Raw genomic sequence first — 14,226 nt, forward strand, 5'->3', positions numbered from 1 at the left:
GAACAATACGCTTGGGACATTAATGCAACAGTGTAACGTACTGCTCCCCAGATCATGGGCAAAACTGCGCAGGCGAGTGGCGCCTTAGCCGGCCTCGACCCGGTTGCGACCAGCATCCTTGGCCCGGTACAGCGCCTGATCGGCTCTTTTGATCACCAGTTCGCTGCGATCTCCCGCCTTGAAGGCGCTCAAGCCGATGGAAACCGTGACCGTCACCGGCTCGCCCTTGAAGTGAAACGGGCAGGCCTCGATCGCCGCCCGCAGGGTTTCCACCAAACGCGTTCCCACTGCCCATGGGGTGTCGGGCATCAGCAGGACGAACTCCTCGCCGCCGAAGCGGGCGATGAAGTCGGTGCCACGCAGGCGCTTGCGCAGCACATTGGCGATGATCTTGAGCACCTTGTCACCCGCCAAGTGGCCATAGCTGTCGTTGATCCGCTTGAAGTGATCCAGGTCGAGCATTGCCAGCAACAGGCTGTTGCCGTGGCGTTGCCATTGGCCGACCTCATGTTCCAGGCGCTCGCTCCAGGCCGCACGGTTGGGCAGGCCGGTGAGCGGATCGACCAGGGCCTTCTGCCGCTGCTCTTCCAGGTGCTCGCGATAACCCTGGGCTTCCTGTTCCATGCTCGACACCCGTGCCGCCAGGCTTTGCAGGCGGGTGGCCATGTCCTTCTCGCGCTGGTCGCGTTGCTTCTGGTGCTGGTCCATGGTGCCCAGCAGGCCTTCGAGATGGCTTTCCAGGACCTGCTTGAGGTCATCCAGGTCGGCCGCTTCCTGCATGCTGCTTTGCAGGCCGTCGACTTGCTCGCGGATCTGCGAGTCCATGGCACGCGCCGCCGAACTGATGTCGGCATGCCCGTCGCTGGCAGCCTGCAGGTTGCTCTGGAAGGCCTCCAGGCGCTCGTTGAGCTGCTTGAGGTAATCCTCGAACTCATGCTGGCCGGAGTCGGTGATGGCCAGCATCAAGACCGCCAGATCATCGAGGATCGGCAGCAGCTCGTACCAGTTCAGCCCATGCTGCAGGCGGTCACGCATGGCCTCGGCCTGGGGCCGGTGCCGCTCCGGCAGGCTCAGGTCATCGAGCAGGCCCAGCAGGGTGTGCTCGATGTGCTTGGCCACCGAGCTGTAGGACGGCTCGGGGGAGTCCGGCAGGGCATAGAGTACGTCCTGCTCTGGCTGCTCGGGATCGATGGCCGCCAGGGCCTCGGCCATGGCCACCGGCAACGGCAGGCTGTCGAGCAACGCCGCTGCGGGAATGGGCAACAGCTCATCGGGATTGCTGGTCTCAAGTGTGCTGGCGGCCTGGGCCTCGGCTAACGGCTCAGGCGCCATCTCGATTGAGGGTGCCACGGGTGCTGCATCCGCTTCAGGTTCCTGGGCCTGGGGTTCCACTGCTTGTTGTGGTGCGGCATCTTCCCGAACCAGGACCGGCGGCACAAAGGCCGCCACTGCAGGCTGGGCCGCAACCTCGGCGTCAGTGTCGGCAACTGGCTCTGGCTTGGACTCGACACTCGCGACAGGCTCGAAGGCAGGCTCGGGCAGGACATGCCCCGGCGCCGGTTCCGCCGCTGCAACGGCGGGGACCTGGGTAGCGGCACCGGTTGCGGGGGCAGCAGAAGTGGGTGCGGGAGCAGGCGTTGGCTCATGCTCCGGCGCCATGTCATCCGCAGTGTCTTGTGGCTGGAGTGTCTGCTCCGGCGCTGGAGCGGACACCGGCGGCGCACCGGCTTCGCTCGCAGGTGCAGCTTCTGCGCTGGCATCTCGCGTTCCGAACAAGCGTTGCAGCAGGCTCGGACGCCCCGGTTCCACCGGGTTTTCCAGCTGGCTCAGGGCCTTGCCCTGCAGGGCGCTCAGCTCGCCGAGCAGTAGTGGGATCTCCCGCGCTTGGCCGACCCGGCCATCCAATTGCTTGGCGAAGGCCTTGAGCGGACGACTGACCTCACGGGGCAGGGGCAAGGTCTGCAACTGGGCGACCAGGGCCGTCAGGGCGCTGCTCATCTGGTCGATGCGGGTCTCCCGGCGCTGCTCGGAATCCAGCACGGCCTTTTCCAGGCGCGGAATCAAGGCCGCGAGGCCGGCGTCCATATCATCGGTGCGCACGACCTCGCGCATTTCCTTCATGCACTGGTCGACCGCGCGGTCGGTGCCTTCAGCCGCCAGGGTGCTGCGCACCAGGCCACGGCGCAGCAAGTCGAGGCGGGCAGCCCAACGACGCTCGAGCTTTTCCTGTTGCTCGATGCTCTTGAGGTATTTTTCTTTCCAGCGTTGGGCGTCGTCGCTCATTCATCGGTTCCGCGAGGGGCAGGACTCAACGCGGGCAATGCATCAGCCGTGAGCGAACCCGGCAGACGAATCTCTACCGCGACCGGCAGGTGATCGGAAATGGGTTGGGCCAGGACTTCGACACGCTCCAGCGCCAGGCCGGGGCTGAGCAGGATGTGGTCCAGGCAGCGTTGCGGACGCCAGCTAGGGAAGGTCGCCTGCAATTGCGGCGCCAGCAGGCCGAGGTCACGCAGGGGAGAATGCTCCAGCAGGTCGCTGGCGTGGGTATTCATGTCCCCCATCAGCACCTGGTACTTGTAGCCACCGATCAACTCGCGGATATATGCCAGTTGCCGGGTCCTGGCCCGGGCGCCGAGCGCCAGGTGCATCATCACCACCACCAGCGCTTCCGGACCTTCGCCAAAACGCAGGAGGATCGCACCGCGACCCTTGGGGCCTGGCAGGGGGTGGTCTTCGATGGCCCAGGGACGCATGCGGCTGAGTACACCGTTACTGTGCTGGGCCAAGCGTCCGAGGTTGCGATTGAGTTGTTGGTACCAGTAGGGGAAGGCACCCAGCTGGGCCAGGTGCTCCACCTGGTTGACGTAGCCCGAACGCAGGCTGCCGCCATCGACCTCCTGCAGGGCCACCAGGTCGAAATCCGCCAGCAGGCTGCCGATCTTCTGCAGGTTGTCCGCCCGGCCGTTGTGGGGCAGCAGGTGCTGCCAGCCGCGGGTGAGGTAATGCCGATAGCGTTCGGTACTGATGCCGACCTGGATGTTGAAACTGAGTAAGCGCAGGCGGCTGTCAGCCGGCAAGCCGGTCGACGCCAAATGGTGTTCGTTGACCTGCGGATCATGCAGGCCAACGATGCGTTCCGAGCCCCAGCGCGGCATGGCGGCGGCGCTTACTTGGCTGCGCGCTCTTTGGCGATCAGCTGGTCGGCCACGCTCAGCGCGCCTTCAGGACCACCGGAGGTACCCAGGTCGAAGCGATACTTGCCGTTGACCACCATGGTCGGTACGCCGCTGATCTGGTAGGCCTGGGCCTTCTTCTTGGCGTCCTCGACCTTGCCCTTCACGGCGAAGGAGTTGTAGGTGCTGAGGAACTTGTCCTTGTCGACGCCTTCGCCAGCCAGGAAGTCGGCCATTTCTTCAGGAGTCGCGAGTTTCTTGCCACCGTGGATGGCCTCGAAAACGGCCTTGTGCACCTTGTGCTCGACACCCATGGCTTCCAGGGTGATGAACAGCTGGCCGTGAACGTTCCAGATGCCGCCGAACATGGCCGGGATCCGCACGAAGTTGACGTCGGCCGGAAGCTTCTCGACCCATGGGTTGATGGTGGGTTCGAAGGCGTAGCAGTGTGGGCAGCCGTACCAGAACAGTTCCACCACTTCGATCTTGCCAGGCACGGCAACCGGAACGGCGCTGCTCAACTCGACATATTGTTTACCGGCTTCAAGCGGCTCGGCGGCTTGAGCGGTCACGCCAAACAGGCTGGCGGTAACGAGAGCGGCGCTGAGGATCAGATTACGCATGCTTTACTCCTGGACGATTTAGGCGCCTCGCGCGACCTGATTTCAGACAGATCATGGCGGGCTTGAGTTCGCTAGTGTAGCGGCTGGCGCCATAAAAAAGGGCGGCCTGAGCCACCCTTTATGCTTGCACCGTCAGATTAATCGATCATTAACCTTGCCGTGGCCATGCACCTGCCGGCCACTGATCGCAGCGGCCTCAGTGCAGGCCCTGAATATAGCTGGACACGGCTTCGATGTCCTTGTTGCTCAGCTTGCTGGCAATGCTGCGCATGACCATGGTGTCGCCGTCGTTGGTACGGACGCCTTCGCGGAAGTCGGTCAGCTGCTTGGCTACGTATTGAGCGTGCTGGCCGCCCAGGTGCGGGAAGCCGGCGGCTGCGTTACCCACGCCGTTCGGCGAGTGGCAACCGGTGCAGGCAGGCATGCCCTGGTCCAGCTTGCCGCCGCGGAACAACTCTTCGCCACGGGCCACGAGCTTGGGATCGGCGGCGCCGACGCTGCCTTTCTGGCTGGCGAAGTAGGCGGCGATGTCGGCCAGGTCCTGATCGCTCAGGTTGGTCAGCAAGCCGGTCATTTCCAGTACTTGCCGCTTGCCGGACTTGATATCGTGCAGCTGCTTGTCCAGGTACTTTTCCCCCTGACCCGCCAGCTTGGGAAAGTTTGGCGCCATGCTGTTCCCATCAGGGCCGTGGCATGCGCCACAGACTGCGGCTTTCGCCTGACCGGCAGCAGCGTCGCCTGCGGCATGGGCAACACCGGTGATGCCCAGGGTCAACAGCAGACTCACGAGTAATTTGTTCATCAGCTAATCCAACTACGGCTAAGGGTTAAGAGTTATGGACCGGGATCACTCGCTCATCCAGTGGATGATGGCTCGGTAATCCTCGGCACTGCAGTCCATGCACAAACCACGCGGCGGCATCGCCTTGAAACCCTGGGTCACGTGTTGCACCAGCGTCTCCATACCTTGCACCAGCCTCGGCGCCCAAGCTTCCTGGTCGCCCTTGCGGGGCGCCGTGGGTAGTTGGCCGGAATGACATGCCCCACAAACACGGTTGTACACAGCTTCCGGATCCGGTGTAGCCTGCGCGCTGTAAAGCGGCATCAAGAGACCGGTAGCCAGCAGCCATTTCGTCATAAAACGACCTTTTCAGGGTTGAGAGCGTGCTGCGTTCTAATGCGCATACAAGGTTTATCGCTCTCGTGAGCTTCATCCTACGCTGGGACAAAGCGCACACAAAATCTGCGGCATTATATACTGGCGTTACTGAAACGGAAACGACACCGCTCGCCGCACCCATCCCCGGCATCGCCCCTATTCGGAAATCCCATGCAACTGAAGAACCCCATCCTCGGTCTGTGCCAACAGGCCACTTTCATGCTCAGCGCCGCCAAGGTCGACCAATGTCCCGATGACGCCGGCTTCGAAGTGGCCTTCGCCGGGCGCTCCAACGCCGGCAAGTCCAGCGCCCTGAACACCCTGACCCACGCCAGCCTGGCACGCACCTCGAAGACCCCGGGGCGCACGCAGTTGTTGAACTTCTTCAAGCTAGACGACGATCGCCGCTTGGTCGACCTGCCGGGCTACGGCTACGCCAAGGTACCGATCCCGCTCAAGCAGCACTGGCAGCGCCACCTCGAGGCCTACCTGGGCAGCCGCGAGAGCCTCAAGGGGCTGATCCTGATGATGGATATCCGTCATCCAATGACCGACTTCGACACCCTGATGCTGGATTGGGCCGTGGCCAGCGGCATGCCGATGCATATCCTGCTGACCAAGGCCGACAAGCTGACCTATGGCGCGGGCAAGAACACCCTGCTCAAGGTCCAGTCGCAGATCCGCAAGGGCTGGGGCGACGCCATCACCATCCAGCTGTTCTCCGCACCCAAGCGCATGGGACTGGAAGAGGCCTACACCGTGCTGGCGGGCTGGCTGGAACTGGCCGACAAAGGCGCCGAGATCGAGGCCTGAGAGAGATAAAAATTGTCTGCGCGGTGATCAGGCAAGGCAAAAAGCGGCGGGAAAGCGGAGTTTAGGGGCCTAAATGAGCATTTCCCGCCGTTTTTTAACGCAGCATGGTCGCCACCCAGGCAATTTTCAGGCAAAAAAAACCCCGGACTTCATATGGGGAGGGGGAAGTTCGGGGTTCAAGTTCTAGACCGCTAGGGCGGGGTCCAGATATCTGCCAACACTTAACACAACATAGGAGCATTGAAGGGCTTCACCAGCCATTCAGTAACTCTGAGTGGGCGTTTCCCGGTTTAGTTCCGGCCACGAACAAAAACTATTGGCGATAAACACTGAAATTTTTCGTGCTAATGGTTCTTCAGGCATGTTTGCCGCGACACTATGCCGCGGCAAACATCGGCAAAAAGTCCCCTTAATGGGCCTCATCCCAGTTATTTCCCACCCCGACCTCGACCAGTAGCGGTACATCCAGGGTCGCGGCGCCACTCATGTAACCGCGAATGTCCTCACGCACCTGGTCCACCAGGTCCTCGCGGACTTCCAGGACCAGTTCGTCGTGCACCTGGAGGATGACCCTGGCATCCAGGCCCGAGGCCTGCAGCCAGTTGTCCACCGCCACCATGGCCTTCTTGATGATGTCCGCGGCGGTGCCTTGCATCGGTGCGTTGATCGCGGTGCGTTCGGCGCCCGCCCGCTCCTGGGGTTTGTTGGAGTTGATCTCCGGCAGATACAGGCGACGACCGAAGATGGTTTCCACGTAGCCCTGGTAGGCCGCCTGGGCGCGGGTGCGGTCCATGTACTCGCGCACCCCCGGATAACGGGCGAAGTAGGTGTCGATATAGGCCTTGGCCTGCTTGGTATCGACGCCGATGTCCTTGCCCAGTTTCTGCGCGCCCATGCCGTAGATCAGGCCGAAGTTGATGGCCTTGGCACTGCGGCGCTGCTCGGAAGTAACGTCCCCGAGCTCGACCTTGAACACTTCCGCGGCCGTGGCGGTGTGCACGTCCTGGTTGTTGCGAAAGGCCTTGAGCAGGCCTTCGTCCTGGGACAGGTGGGCCATGATCCGCAGCTCGATCTGCGAGTAGTCCGCGGCCAGCAGCTTGTACCCGGCCGGAGCGACGAAGGCCTGGCGAATGCGCCGCCCCTCTGCCGTGCGCACCGGGATGTTCTGCAGGTTCGGGTCGCTGGACGACAGGCGCCCGGTGGAAGCCACCGCCTGGTGATAAGAAGTGTGGATCCGCCCGGTACGCGGGTTGATCTGCTCCGGCAGGCGGTCGGTGTAGGTGCTCTTGAGCTTGCTCATGGAGCGGTACTGCATCAGCACCCGGGGGAGCGGGTAGTCGTCCTCGGCCAGCTTGGCCAGGACCTCTTCGGCAGTGGATGGCTGGCCCTTGGCGGTCTTCTTCAGCACCGGCAGGCCCAGCTTGTCGTAGAGGATGCTGCCCAGCTGCTTGGGCGAGCCCAGGTTGAACTCCTCGCCGGCGATCGCGAAGGCCTCGCGCTCCAGGGCCACCATCTTGTCGCCCAGCTCGATGCTCTGCACGCCCAGCAGCTTGTCATCCACCAGCGCGCCCTGGCGTTCGATGCGCGCCAGCACCGGCACCAGCGGCATCTCGATATCGGTCAGCACGCTGGCCAGGCTCGGGATGGCGCTGAGTTTCTCGAACAGGGCCTGGTGCAGGCGCAGGGTCACATCGGCGTCTTCGGCGGCGTAGGGGCCGGCCTGCTCCAGCGGGATCTGGTCGAACGTCAGCTGCTTGGCGCCCTTGCCGGCGATGTCCTGGAAACTCACCGTGGTGTGGTCCAGGTATTTCTGCGCCAGGCTGTCCATGTCATGGCGGGTGGCGGTGGAATTGAGCACATAGGACTCGAGCATGGTATCGAAGGCCACGCCGCGCATGGTGATGCCATTGGCCGGGTCGCCACCGATGGCGCAGTTGGCCAGGATGTTCATGTCGAACTTGGCGTGCTGGCCCACCTTGAGCAGCTTCGGGTCTTCCAGCAGCGGCTTCAGGGCCAGCAGCACCGCGTCGCGATCCAGCTGCTGCGGCGCATCGAAGTAGCTATGGGCCAGGGGAACATAGGCCGCCTCGCCCGCCTGGACCGCGAAAGACAGGCCCACCAGTTGCGCCTGCTGTGCATCGATGCCGGTGGTCTCGGTGTCGAAGGCGATCAGCCTGGCGCCCTTGAGCTTGTGCAGCCAGGCATCGAAACGCGCCTGGTCGAGGATGGTTTCGTACTGCAATTCCAGCGGCGCCTGCTCGGTCGCGGGTTGCTCGGCAGCGACCGGAGCCGCAGCCAAATCGAGCTCGACACGCTTGGCATCACGCTGCAACTCGTCGAGCCAGCTCTTGAATTCCATCAGGCTGTAGAGCTCTGCCAGCTTCTCGCGGTCCGGCTCGCGCAGGTGCAGGTCATCCAGCCCCACCTCCAGCGGTACGTCGACCTTGATGGTGGCCAGCTGGTAGGAAAGGAACGCCATTTCCTTGTGCTCTTCGAGCTTGGCCGGCAAGGTCTTGGCCCCGCGAATCGGCAGGGTAGGCACGATATCGAGTTGCTCGTAGAGTTCCTTGAGGCCGCCGTTGACCCCCACCAGCAAGCCCGAGGCGGTCTTCGGGCCGATGCCCGGGACACCAGGAATGTTGTCGGAAGAGTCGCCCATCAGCGCCAGGTAATCGATGATCTGCTCGGGAGCGACACCGAATTTCTCCTTCACGCCCTCCACGTCCATGCTGCTACCGGACATGGTGTTGACCAGGGTAATGTGCCCATCCACCAACTGCGCCATGTCCTTGTCGCCGGTGGAGATGACCACCGGCCGGGACGCCGCCGCGCTGCTGCGGGCCAGGGTGCCGATCACATCGTCGGCCTCCACGCCCTCGACGCACAGCAGCGGGAAGCCCAGGGCGATCACGCTGGCGTGCAGGGGTTCGATCTGCACCCGCATGTCGTCGGGCATGCTCGGGCGGTTGGCCTTGTACTCGGCGTACATTTCATCGCGGAAGGTTCCGCCCTTGGCGTCGAACACCACGGCGAAGGGGCTTTGCGGATATTGTTTGCGCAGGCTCTTGAGCATGTTCAGCACGCCCTTGACCGCGCCGGTCGGCATGCCTTTGGAGGTGGTCAGCGGCGGCAGCGCATGAAAGGCGCGGTACAGGTAGGACGAACCGTCCACCAGGACGAGGGGGGCTTGGCTCATGAGTAGGATCAACCTTTTGGGCGGGTCCGGCGCTAGAATAGCGGGACCGTTGACGACAAAGGGACAAGGTTATCATGCGCACACTAAATCGCTTGCTGCTGGCCGGCTTGATTGCAGTCTCCTCCATGGCAGCGATCGCCGCGCAAGACGCGCCTTCGGCCGACCCGGAAGTCACCATTCGCACGGAAGGCGACAAGACCATCCAGGAATACCGGCAAAATGGCTTCCTGTATGCGATCAAGGTCACGCCAAAAGGTGGCAAGCCCTACTTCCTGGTGCGCGCCGATGGCTCCGACGGCAACTTCATCCGTTCGGACCAGCCGGATATGCTGATCCCTTCGTGGAAAATCTTCGAGTGGTAAGCCACTCCCATTTCAACTCAATGGCGCCGTCTCGATAGCGGCGCCGGTACTGGCAGTTCTCAACCATGTCTGTGTTCACCCCCCTGGCTCGGCCCGAGCTGGAAACCTTTCTCGCCCCGTATGGGCTCGGCCGCCTGCTTGACTTCCAGGGGATTGCCGCTGGTAGCGAAAACACCAACTTCTTCATCAGCCTGGAACAGGGCGAGTTCGTCCTGACCCTGGTCGAGCGCGGCCCGGTCCAGGAAATGCCGTTCTTCATCGAACTGCTGGACGTGCTGCACGAAGCCGACCTCCCGGTGCCCTACGCGCTGCGCACCACCGACGGCATCGCCCTGCGGGAACTGGCGGGCAAGCCGGCGTTGCTGCAACCGCGCCTGGCCGGCAAGCACATCAAGCAGGCCAACGCCCAGCACTGCGTCCAGGTCGGCGAGCTGCTGGGCCACCTGCACGTGGCCACCAAGGACAACATGATCCAGCGCAAGACCGATCGTGGCCTGGACTGGATGCAGGAAGAGGGCGCCAAGCTGCTGCCGCGCCTGGACAGCGCCGCCCAGGACCTGCTGCAACGTGCGCTGCAAGAGATCGTCGAACACCAGGCCAGGATCCTCGCCCTGCCGCGGGCCAACATCCACGCCGACCTGTTCCGCGACAATGCCATGTTCGAAGGCACCCACCTGACCGGCCTGATCGACTTCTACAACGCCTGCTCGGGGCCGATGCTGTATGACGTGGCCATCGCCCTGAACGACTGGTGTTCCGATGCCCAAGGCGTGCTCGACGGCCAGCGCGCCCGGGCCCTGCTCGGTGCCTACGCGACCTTGCGACCATTCACCGCCGCCGAGGCCGAGCTGTGGCCAACCATCCTGCGGGTGGCCTGCGTGCGCTTCTGGCTGTCGCGCCTGATCGCCGCCGAGACCTTCGCCGGCCAGGACGTACTGATCCACGATCCGATGGAGTTCCAGCGCTACCTGGCCCAGCGCCAGCAGGTCAGCGTGGCCCTGCCGTTCGCCCTCTGAAACGCATCGCGGGCCAGCCGCCCCTGCCATGAACGAGCAGGAGCGGACTGGCCCGCGAAGGATCAAGCCCGTGCTGGAAACCCGGTTACAACTGCTCCAGGCAGCCGGCCAGGTCGTTGCCTAGTTTCTCCAGCACCTGCTCATAGCCTGTCGCCGAAGCCGGGGTGTAGCCACCCAGGGCATCCAGTTCGGCCAGCTTCACCGGCAGCCCGGCCACCAGGGTTTCCGCCAGCCGCGGACGCAGCGGCGGCTCGCTGAACACACACGTCTTGCCCACCTGCTGCAGGCGCGCGCGCATGGCCGCCACATGCTGGGCCCCCGGCTGCACCTCGGCAGCGACGCTGAACACCCCGGCGTGCTTGAGGCCATAGGCGTCCTCGAAATAGTCGAAGGCTTCATGGAAGACGAAATACGGCTTGCCGGCGATGCCAGCCAGGCGCGCCTTCAAGCGGGTATCCAGGGCGTCCAGGCGCTCGCTGAAAGCCTTCAGGTTGTCCTGGTAGCGCGCGGCGTTGGCCGGATCGGCGGCGCTGAGGTCGGCCGCCATGCGAGTGGCGATCACCCGGGCGTTGACCGGCGACAGCCAGAGGTGGGCGTCCAGGGTGCCCGGGCGATGATCGTGGTCATGCTCGTCGGCCTCCTCTGCGTGGGAGTGGCTGTCTTCGGCAAAGCGCCGAAGCTTCATGCCTGGCAGGTCCTGTACCGCCACCGAGGGCAGGCTGCGGCCCTTCAGTACACGCGGCAGGAAGCCTTCCATGTCCGGGCCGATCCAGTACAAGAGATCCACGCTCTGCACCTTGCGCACATCGGATGGGCGCAACGCGTAGTTGTGCGGCGAGGCGCCCGGCGGCAGCAACACCTCGGGAATCGCCACGCCGTCCTGCACGGCCGCGGCGATCAATTGCAGCGGCTTGATGCTGGTCAGCACCCGGACCTCGGCCTGGGCCTGGGCCGAACCGATCGCGAACAAGCTGAAGGTAAAAGCGACAAAAAGACGAAAAAGTCGGGGCACGATGGACACTCGAAGAGGCGATAACGGGTAACATAATAACGTCTCTCACCAACCTCGTCGCCGCTCATGCCTAAAACACCCCTCGCCAGCCGACCACACGACCACTCTCACTGCGTGCACAACGCACTGTCTGAGGCCGATGCCCTGTGCACGCGGCAGGGACTGCGCCTGACCGCCCTGCGCCGGCGGGTGCTGGAGCTGGTCTGGCAAAGCCACAAGCCCCTGGGCGCCTATGACATCCTGGCGGTACTCAGCGAGCAGGATGGCCGCCGCGCCGCGCCGCCGACCGTCTATCGGGCGCTGGATTTCCTCCTGGAAAACGGCTTGGTGCACCGCATCGCCTCGCTCAACGCCTTCGTCGGCTGCAACCACCCGGAACACGCGCACCAGGGCCAGTTCCTGATCTGCCGCGAGTGCCACGCGGCCATCGAGCTAGAACAGAAATCCATCAGCGACGCGATCATCGGCAGCGCCCGCGACGTCGGCTTCGTGGTCGAAGGCCAGACCGTGGAAGTGGTCGGGCTCTGCTCGGGCTGCCAGGGGGCTTGATGGGCACTGCATTGATCCGCCTCGAGCAGGTCGGGGTGACCTTTGCCGGGCAGCCAGTGCTGGACAACATCCAGCTCAGCGTCGAACCCGGGCAGATCGTCACCCTGATCGGCCCCAACGGCGCCGGCAAGACCACCCTGGTGCGTGCCGTGCTCGGCCTGCTCAAGCCCGATACCGGCAGCGTCTGGCGCAAGCCCCGGCTGCGGGTGGGCTACATGCCGCAAAAGCTCCATGTCGACCCGACCCTGCCGCTGTCGGTACTGCGCTTCCTGCGCCTGGTGCCCGGGGTGGACCGCGCCCGGGCCCTGGCGGCACTCAAGGAAGTGGGCGCCGAGCAGGTGATCGACAGCCCGGTGCAAAGCATTTCCGGCGGCGAGATGCAGCGCGTGCTGCTGGCCCGGGCGCTGCTGCGCGAGCCCGAGCTGCTGGTCCTCGACGAGCCGGTTCAGGGTGTCGACGTGGCCGGCCAGGCCGAGCTCTACAGCCTGATCACCCGCCTGCGCGACCGCCATGGCTGCGGCGTGTTGATGGTTTCCCACGACCTGCACCTGGTGATGAGCACCACCGACCAGGTGGTCTGCCTCAACCGCCACGTCTGCTGCTCCGGGCACCCCGAGCAGGTCAGCGGCGACCCGGCCTTCGTCGAGCTGTTCGGCAAGAACGCACCGAGCCTGGCGATCTACCACCACCATCATGACCACGCCCACGACCTGCACGGCTCGGTGGTGGTCCAGCCCCATGTGCACGGAGAAAACTGCAAGCATGGCTGATTTCCTGCTGTACGCCCTGCTCGCAGGTTTGTCCCTGGCACTGGTCGCCGGCCCCCTGGGCTCCTTCGTGGTCTGGCGGCGCATGGCCTATTTCGGCGACACCCTGTCCCATGCCGCGCTGCTGGGCGTCGCCCTGGGGTTCCTGCTGGATGTCAGCCCGGCGGTGGCGGTCACCGTCGGCTGCCTGTTGCTGGCGGTGCTGCTGGTCACCCTGCAACAGCGCCAGCCCCTGGCATCCGACACGCTGCTGGGAATTCTTGCACCCAGCACCCTGTCCCTGGGCCTGGTGGTACTAAGCTTCATGCATGAGGTGCGCATCGACCTGATGGCCTACCTGTTCGGCGACCTGCTGGCGATCAGCCCCGGCGACCTGGCGTGGATCCTCGGCGGCAGCGCCGCTGTCCTGTTGCTGCTGGTGGCGCTGTGGCGGCCATTGCTGGCCATCACCGTGCACGAGGAACTGGCCAGGGTCGAGGGCTTGCCCGTGGCCTCGCTGCGCATGACCTTGATGCTGCTGATCGCAGTGGTGATCGCCGTGGCGATGAAGATCGTCGGGGTGCTGCTGATCACCTCCCTGCTGATCATCCCGGCCGCTGCGGCACAGCGGCACGCCCGCTCGCCGGAGCAGATGGCCCTGGGCGCCAGCCTGCTGGGCATGCTGGCCGTGGGCGGCGGGCTGGCGTTGTCCTGGTTCAAGGACACCCCGGCCGGGCCGTCGATCGTGGTCACGGCGGCCGCACTGTTTCTGCTGAGTTTTGTTCTGCCCCGTCGAGGGGTGTAGACTTGCTCGCTTTTTGCGCAATTAGAGAGTCGCAGGAATGAAGCCGTTCGCCTCCCGTTATCTGCTCCTTGTCGCATTTTTCCTGCTGCTGGGAGCCTGCCAAAGCACGCCACCGGCGGCCACCGAGGTCCCCGATGCGCGGGCCACGGCCATCGCACAGCTGCAACAAAGCATCGCCAGCAACGAACTGGCGACCGCCGAGGACCAGCTCGCCGCGATGCAGGGGCAAACGCCGGACGATCAGCAATTGGTGCAGTACCAGCGCCAGTTGGCCGAGGCCTATCTGCAACGCAGCCAGATCGTCCTGCAAAAAGGCGATGTGAATGCCGCGGCCACTGCCTTGAGCCGTGCCCGGGCGCTGATGCCCAAGGCGCCGGCGCTGACCGGTGGGGTCAACAGCGCCATCGCCCACGCCCGCAAAGCCGAGCTGGACAAGGCCGAAGCCGCGCTGAAGGCTGCTGAAGCACGCCCTGCCGCCAAGTTGATCGACCCCTCGGCGCCCAGCAGCACCATCGCCTTGAACGTCACCGACATTCGCAAGCTGCGCCGGCAGCTCGATGCCTTGGCCGCGGATGTGGTGAATTACCAGTGCGATGTGACCATCCAGGTACCGCGCCGCGAAGACTACCCCTGGCTCTCGACCCTGCTGGGCAAGCGGGTGAAGAAGCTCGACCCCGACTTCCAGCAGCAGATCGGCCGGCAGATCGTGCGCCATGTGCCGGCGCAAATGGTCCTGACCCCACGCCAGGCGCAATGACCGTGGCCGGCA

The 14,226-nt window shown here is 64.3% G+C and carries 14 protein-coding genes; 7 read left to right on the forward strand and 7 right to left on the reverse strand.

Going from position 1 to position 14,226, the window contains the following annotated elements:
• Positions 1–84: 84 nt before the first annotated feature.
• From H7A76_RS00190 to H7A76_RS00210, 5 genes are all read right to left on the reverse strand, one after another.
• Positions 85–2,283 carry a GGDEF domain-containing protein gene (locus H7A76_RS00190; RefSeq protein ID WP_185696680.1) on the reverse strand — a complete coding sequence of 733 codons (2,199 nt, stop codon included), beginning with the start codon at positions 2,281–2,283 and terminating at the stop codon, positions 85–87.
• Positions 2,280–3,158 (reverse strand): endonuclease/exonuclease/phosphatase family protein, encoded by an 879-nt coding sequence (locus H7A76_RS00195; RefSeq protein ID WP_185696681.1) that lies wholly within the window; start codon positions 3,156–3,158, stop codon positions 2,280–2,282. The genes H7A76_RS00190 and H7A76_RS00195 overlap by 4 nt, the downstream gene beginning before the upstream one ends.
• Positions 3,159–3,169: 11 nt before the next feature.
• Positions 3,170–3,799, reverse strand: coding sequence for a thiol:disulfide interchange protein DsbA/DsbL (locus H7A76_RS00200; RefSeq protein ID WP_185696682.1), 630 nt, complete (start codon positions 3,797–3,799; stop codon positions 3,170–3,172).
• Between the two features lie 196 nt (positions 3,800–3,995).
• A complete protein-coding gene (locus H7A76_RS00205; RefSeq protein ID WP_185696683.1) occupies positions 3,996–4,601 on the reverse strand; it encodes a cytochrome c in 606 nt (201 codons plus the stop codon).
• Positions 4,602–4,646: 45 nt separating this feature from the next.
• A complete protein-coding gene (locus tag H7A76_RS00210) occupies positions 4,647–4,937 on the reverse strand; it encodes a c-type cytochrome (RefSeq protein WP_185696684.1) in 291 nt (96 codons plus the stop codon).
• Positions 4,938–5,129: 192 nt separating this feature from the next.
• Between H7A76_RS00210 and yihA the strand changes: the two genes are divergently transcribed.
• Positions 5,130–5,771 carry a ribosome biogenesis GTP-binding protein YihA/YsxC gene (gene yihA, locus H7A76_RS00215; protein ID WP_185696685.1) on the forward strand — a complete coding sequence of 214 codons (642 nt, stop codon included), beginning with the start codon at positions 5,130–5,132 and terminating at the stop codon, positions 5,769–5,771.
• Positions 5,772–6,180: 409 nt separating this feature from the next.
• Here yihA and polA read toward each other — a convergent pair whose 3' ends face one another.
• Positions 6,181–8,967, reverse strand: coding sequence for a DNA polymerase I (gene polA, locus H7A76_RS00220; RefSeq protein WP_185696686.1), 2,787 nt, complete (start codon positions 8,965–8,967; stop codon positions 6,181–6,183).
• A gap of 74 nt (positions 8,968–9,041) precedes the next feature.
• On the opposite strand from polA, the gene H7A76_RS00225 reads away from it, so the two are divergent.
• Both H7A76_RS00225 and H7A76_RS00230 read left to right on the forward strand, forming a co-directional pair.
• Entirely contained in the window at positions 9,042–9,329 is a 288-nt protein-coding gene (locus tag H7A76_RS00225; protein ID WP_185696687.1) for a DUF2782 domain-containing protein, read from the forward strand.
• 65 nt (positions 9,330–9,394) lie between these two features.
• Complete coding sequence (locus tag H7A76_RS00230; protein WP_185696688.1) at positions 9,395–10,345, forward strand: homoserine kinase; 951 nt, start codon at positions 9,395–9,397, stop codon at positions 10,343–10,345.
• Between the two features lie 85 nt (positions 10,346–10,430).
• Here H7A76_RS00230 and H7A76_RS00235 read toward each other — a convergent pair whose 3' ends face one another.
• On the reverse strand, positions 10,431–11,366 hold the full coding sequence (locus H7A76_RS00235) for a metal ABC transporter solute-binding protein, Zn/Mn family (RefSeq protein WP_312026227.1): 936 nt from the start codon (positions 11,364–11,366) through the stop codon (positions 10,431–10,433).
• A gap of 57 nt (positions 11,367–11,423) precedes the next feature.
• Here H7A76_RS00235 and zur point away from each other — a divergent pair, with 57 nt between their 5' ends.
• From zur to H7A76_RS00255, 4 genes are read left to right on the forward strand one after another with little or no spacing between them, the layout of a single operon-like run.
• Positions 11,424–11,906, forward strand: a complete 483-nt coding sequence (gene zur / locus H7A76_RS00240) for a zinc uptake transcriptional repressor Zur (RefSeq protein ID WP_185696690.1) — start codon at positions 11,424–11,426, stop codon at positions 11,904–11,906.
• Positions 11,906–12,676 carry a zinc ABC transporter ATP-binding protein ZnuC gene (gene znuC, locus H7A76_RS00245; RefSeq protein ID WP_185696691.1) on the forward strand — a complete coding sequence of 257 codons (771 nt, stop codon included), beginning with the start codon at positions 11,906–11,908 and terminating at the stop codon, positions 12,674–12,676. Before zur ends, znuC begins: the two co-directional genes overlap by 1 nt.
• Entirely contained in the window at positions 12,669–13,457 is a 789-nt protein-coding gene (gene znuB, locus H7A76_RS00250; RefSeq protein ID WP_185696692.1) for a zinc ABC transporter permease subunit ZnuB, read from the forward strand. Before znuC ends, znuB begins: the two co-directional genes overlap by 8 nt.
• 37 nt (positions 13,458–13,494) lie before the next feature.
• Positions 13,495–14,214 (forward strand): PA5502 family lipoprotein, encoded by a 720-nt coding sequence (locus H7A76_RS00255; RefSeq protein WP_185696693.1) that lies wholly within the window; start codon positions 13,495–13,497, stop codon positions 14,212–14,214.
• Positions 14,215–14,226 lie beyond the last annotated feature (12 nt).

This window comes from Pseudomonas sp. MSSRFD41 (assembly GCF_014230245.1).
Taxonomy (GTDB): domain Bacteria; phylum Pseudomonadota; class Gammaproteobacteria; order Pseudomonadales; family Pseudomonadaceae; genus Aquipseudomonas; species Aquipseudomonas piscis.

Excerpts from the sequence above, each read along its gene's own strand:
- H7A76_RS00190 (WP_185696680.1), bottom strand. The coding sequence starts at position 2,283 with ATGAGCGACGACGCCCAACGCTGGAAAGAAAAATACCTCAAGAGCATC.
- H7A76_RS00195 (WP_185696681.1), bottom strand. The coding sequence starts at position 3,158 with ATGCCGCGCTGGGGCTCGGAACGCATCGTTGGCCTGCATGATCCGCAG.
- H7A76_RS00200 (WP_185696682.1), bottom strand. The coding sequence starts at position 3,799 with ATGCGTAATCTGATCCTCAGCGCCGCTCTCGTTACCGCCAGCCTGTTT.
- H7A76_RS00205 (WP_185696683.1), bottom strand. The coding sequence starts at position 4,601 with ATGAACAAATTACTCGTGAGTCTGCTGTTGACCCTGGGCATCACCGGT.
- H7A76_RS00210 (WP_185696684.1), bottom strand. The coding sequence starts at position 4,937 with ATGACGAAATGGCTGCTGGCTACCGGTCTCTTGATGCCGCTTTACAGC.
- yihA (WP_185696685.1), top strand. The coding sequence starts at position 5,130 with ATGCAACTGAAGAACCCCATCCTCGGTCTGTGCCAACAGGCCACTTTC.
- polA (WP_185696686.1), bottom strand. The coding sequence starts at position 8,967 with ATGAGCCAAGCCCCCCTCGTCCTGGTGGACGGTTCGTCCTACCTGTAC.
- H7A76_RS00225 (WP_185696687.1), top strand. The coding sequence starts at position 9,042 with ATGCGCACACTAAATCGCTTGCTGCTGGCCGGCTTGATTGCAGTCTCC.
- H7A76_RS00230 (WP_185696688.1), top strand. The coding sequence starts at position 9,395 with ATGTCTGTGTTCACCCCCCTGGCTCGGCCCGAGCTGGAAACCTTTCTC.
- zur (WP_185696690.1), top strand. The coding sequence starts at position 11,424 with ATGCCTAAAACACCCCTCGCCAGCCGACCACACGACCACTCTCACTGC.
- znuC (WP_185696691.1), top strand. The coding sequence starts at position 11,906 with ATGGGCACTGCATTGATCCGCCTCGAGCAGGTCGGGGTGACCTTTGCC.
- znuB (WP_185696692.1), top strand. The coding sequence starts at position 12,669 with ATGGCTGATTTCCTGCTGTACGCCCTGCTCGCAGGTTTGTCCCTGGCA.
- H7A76_RS00255 (WP_185696693.1), top strand. The coding sequence starts at position 13,495 with ATGAAGCCGTTCGCCTCCCGTTATCTGCTCCTTGTCGCATTTTTCCTG.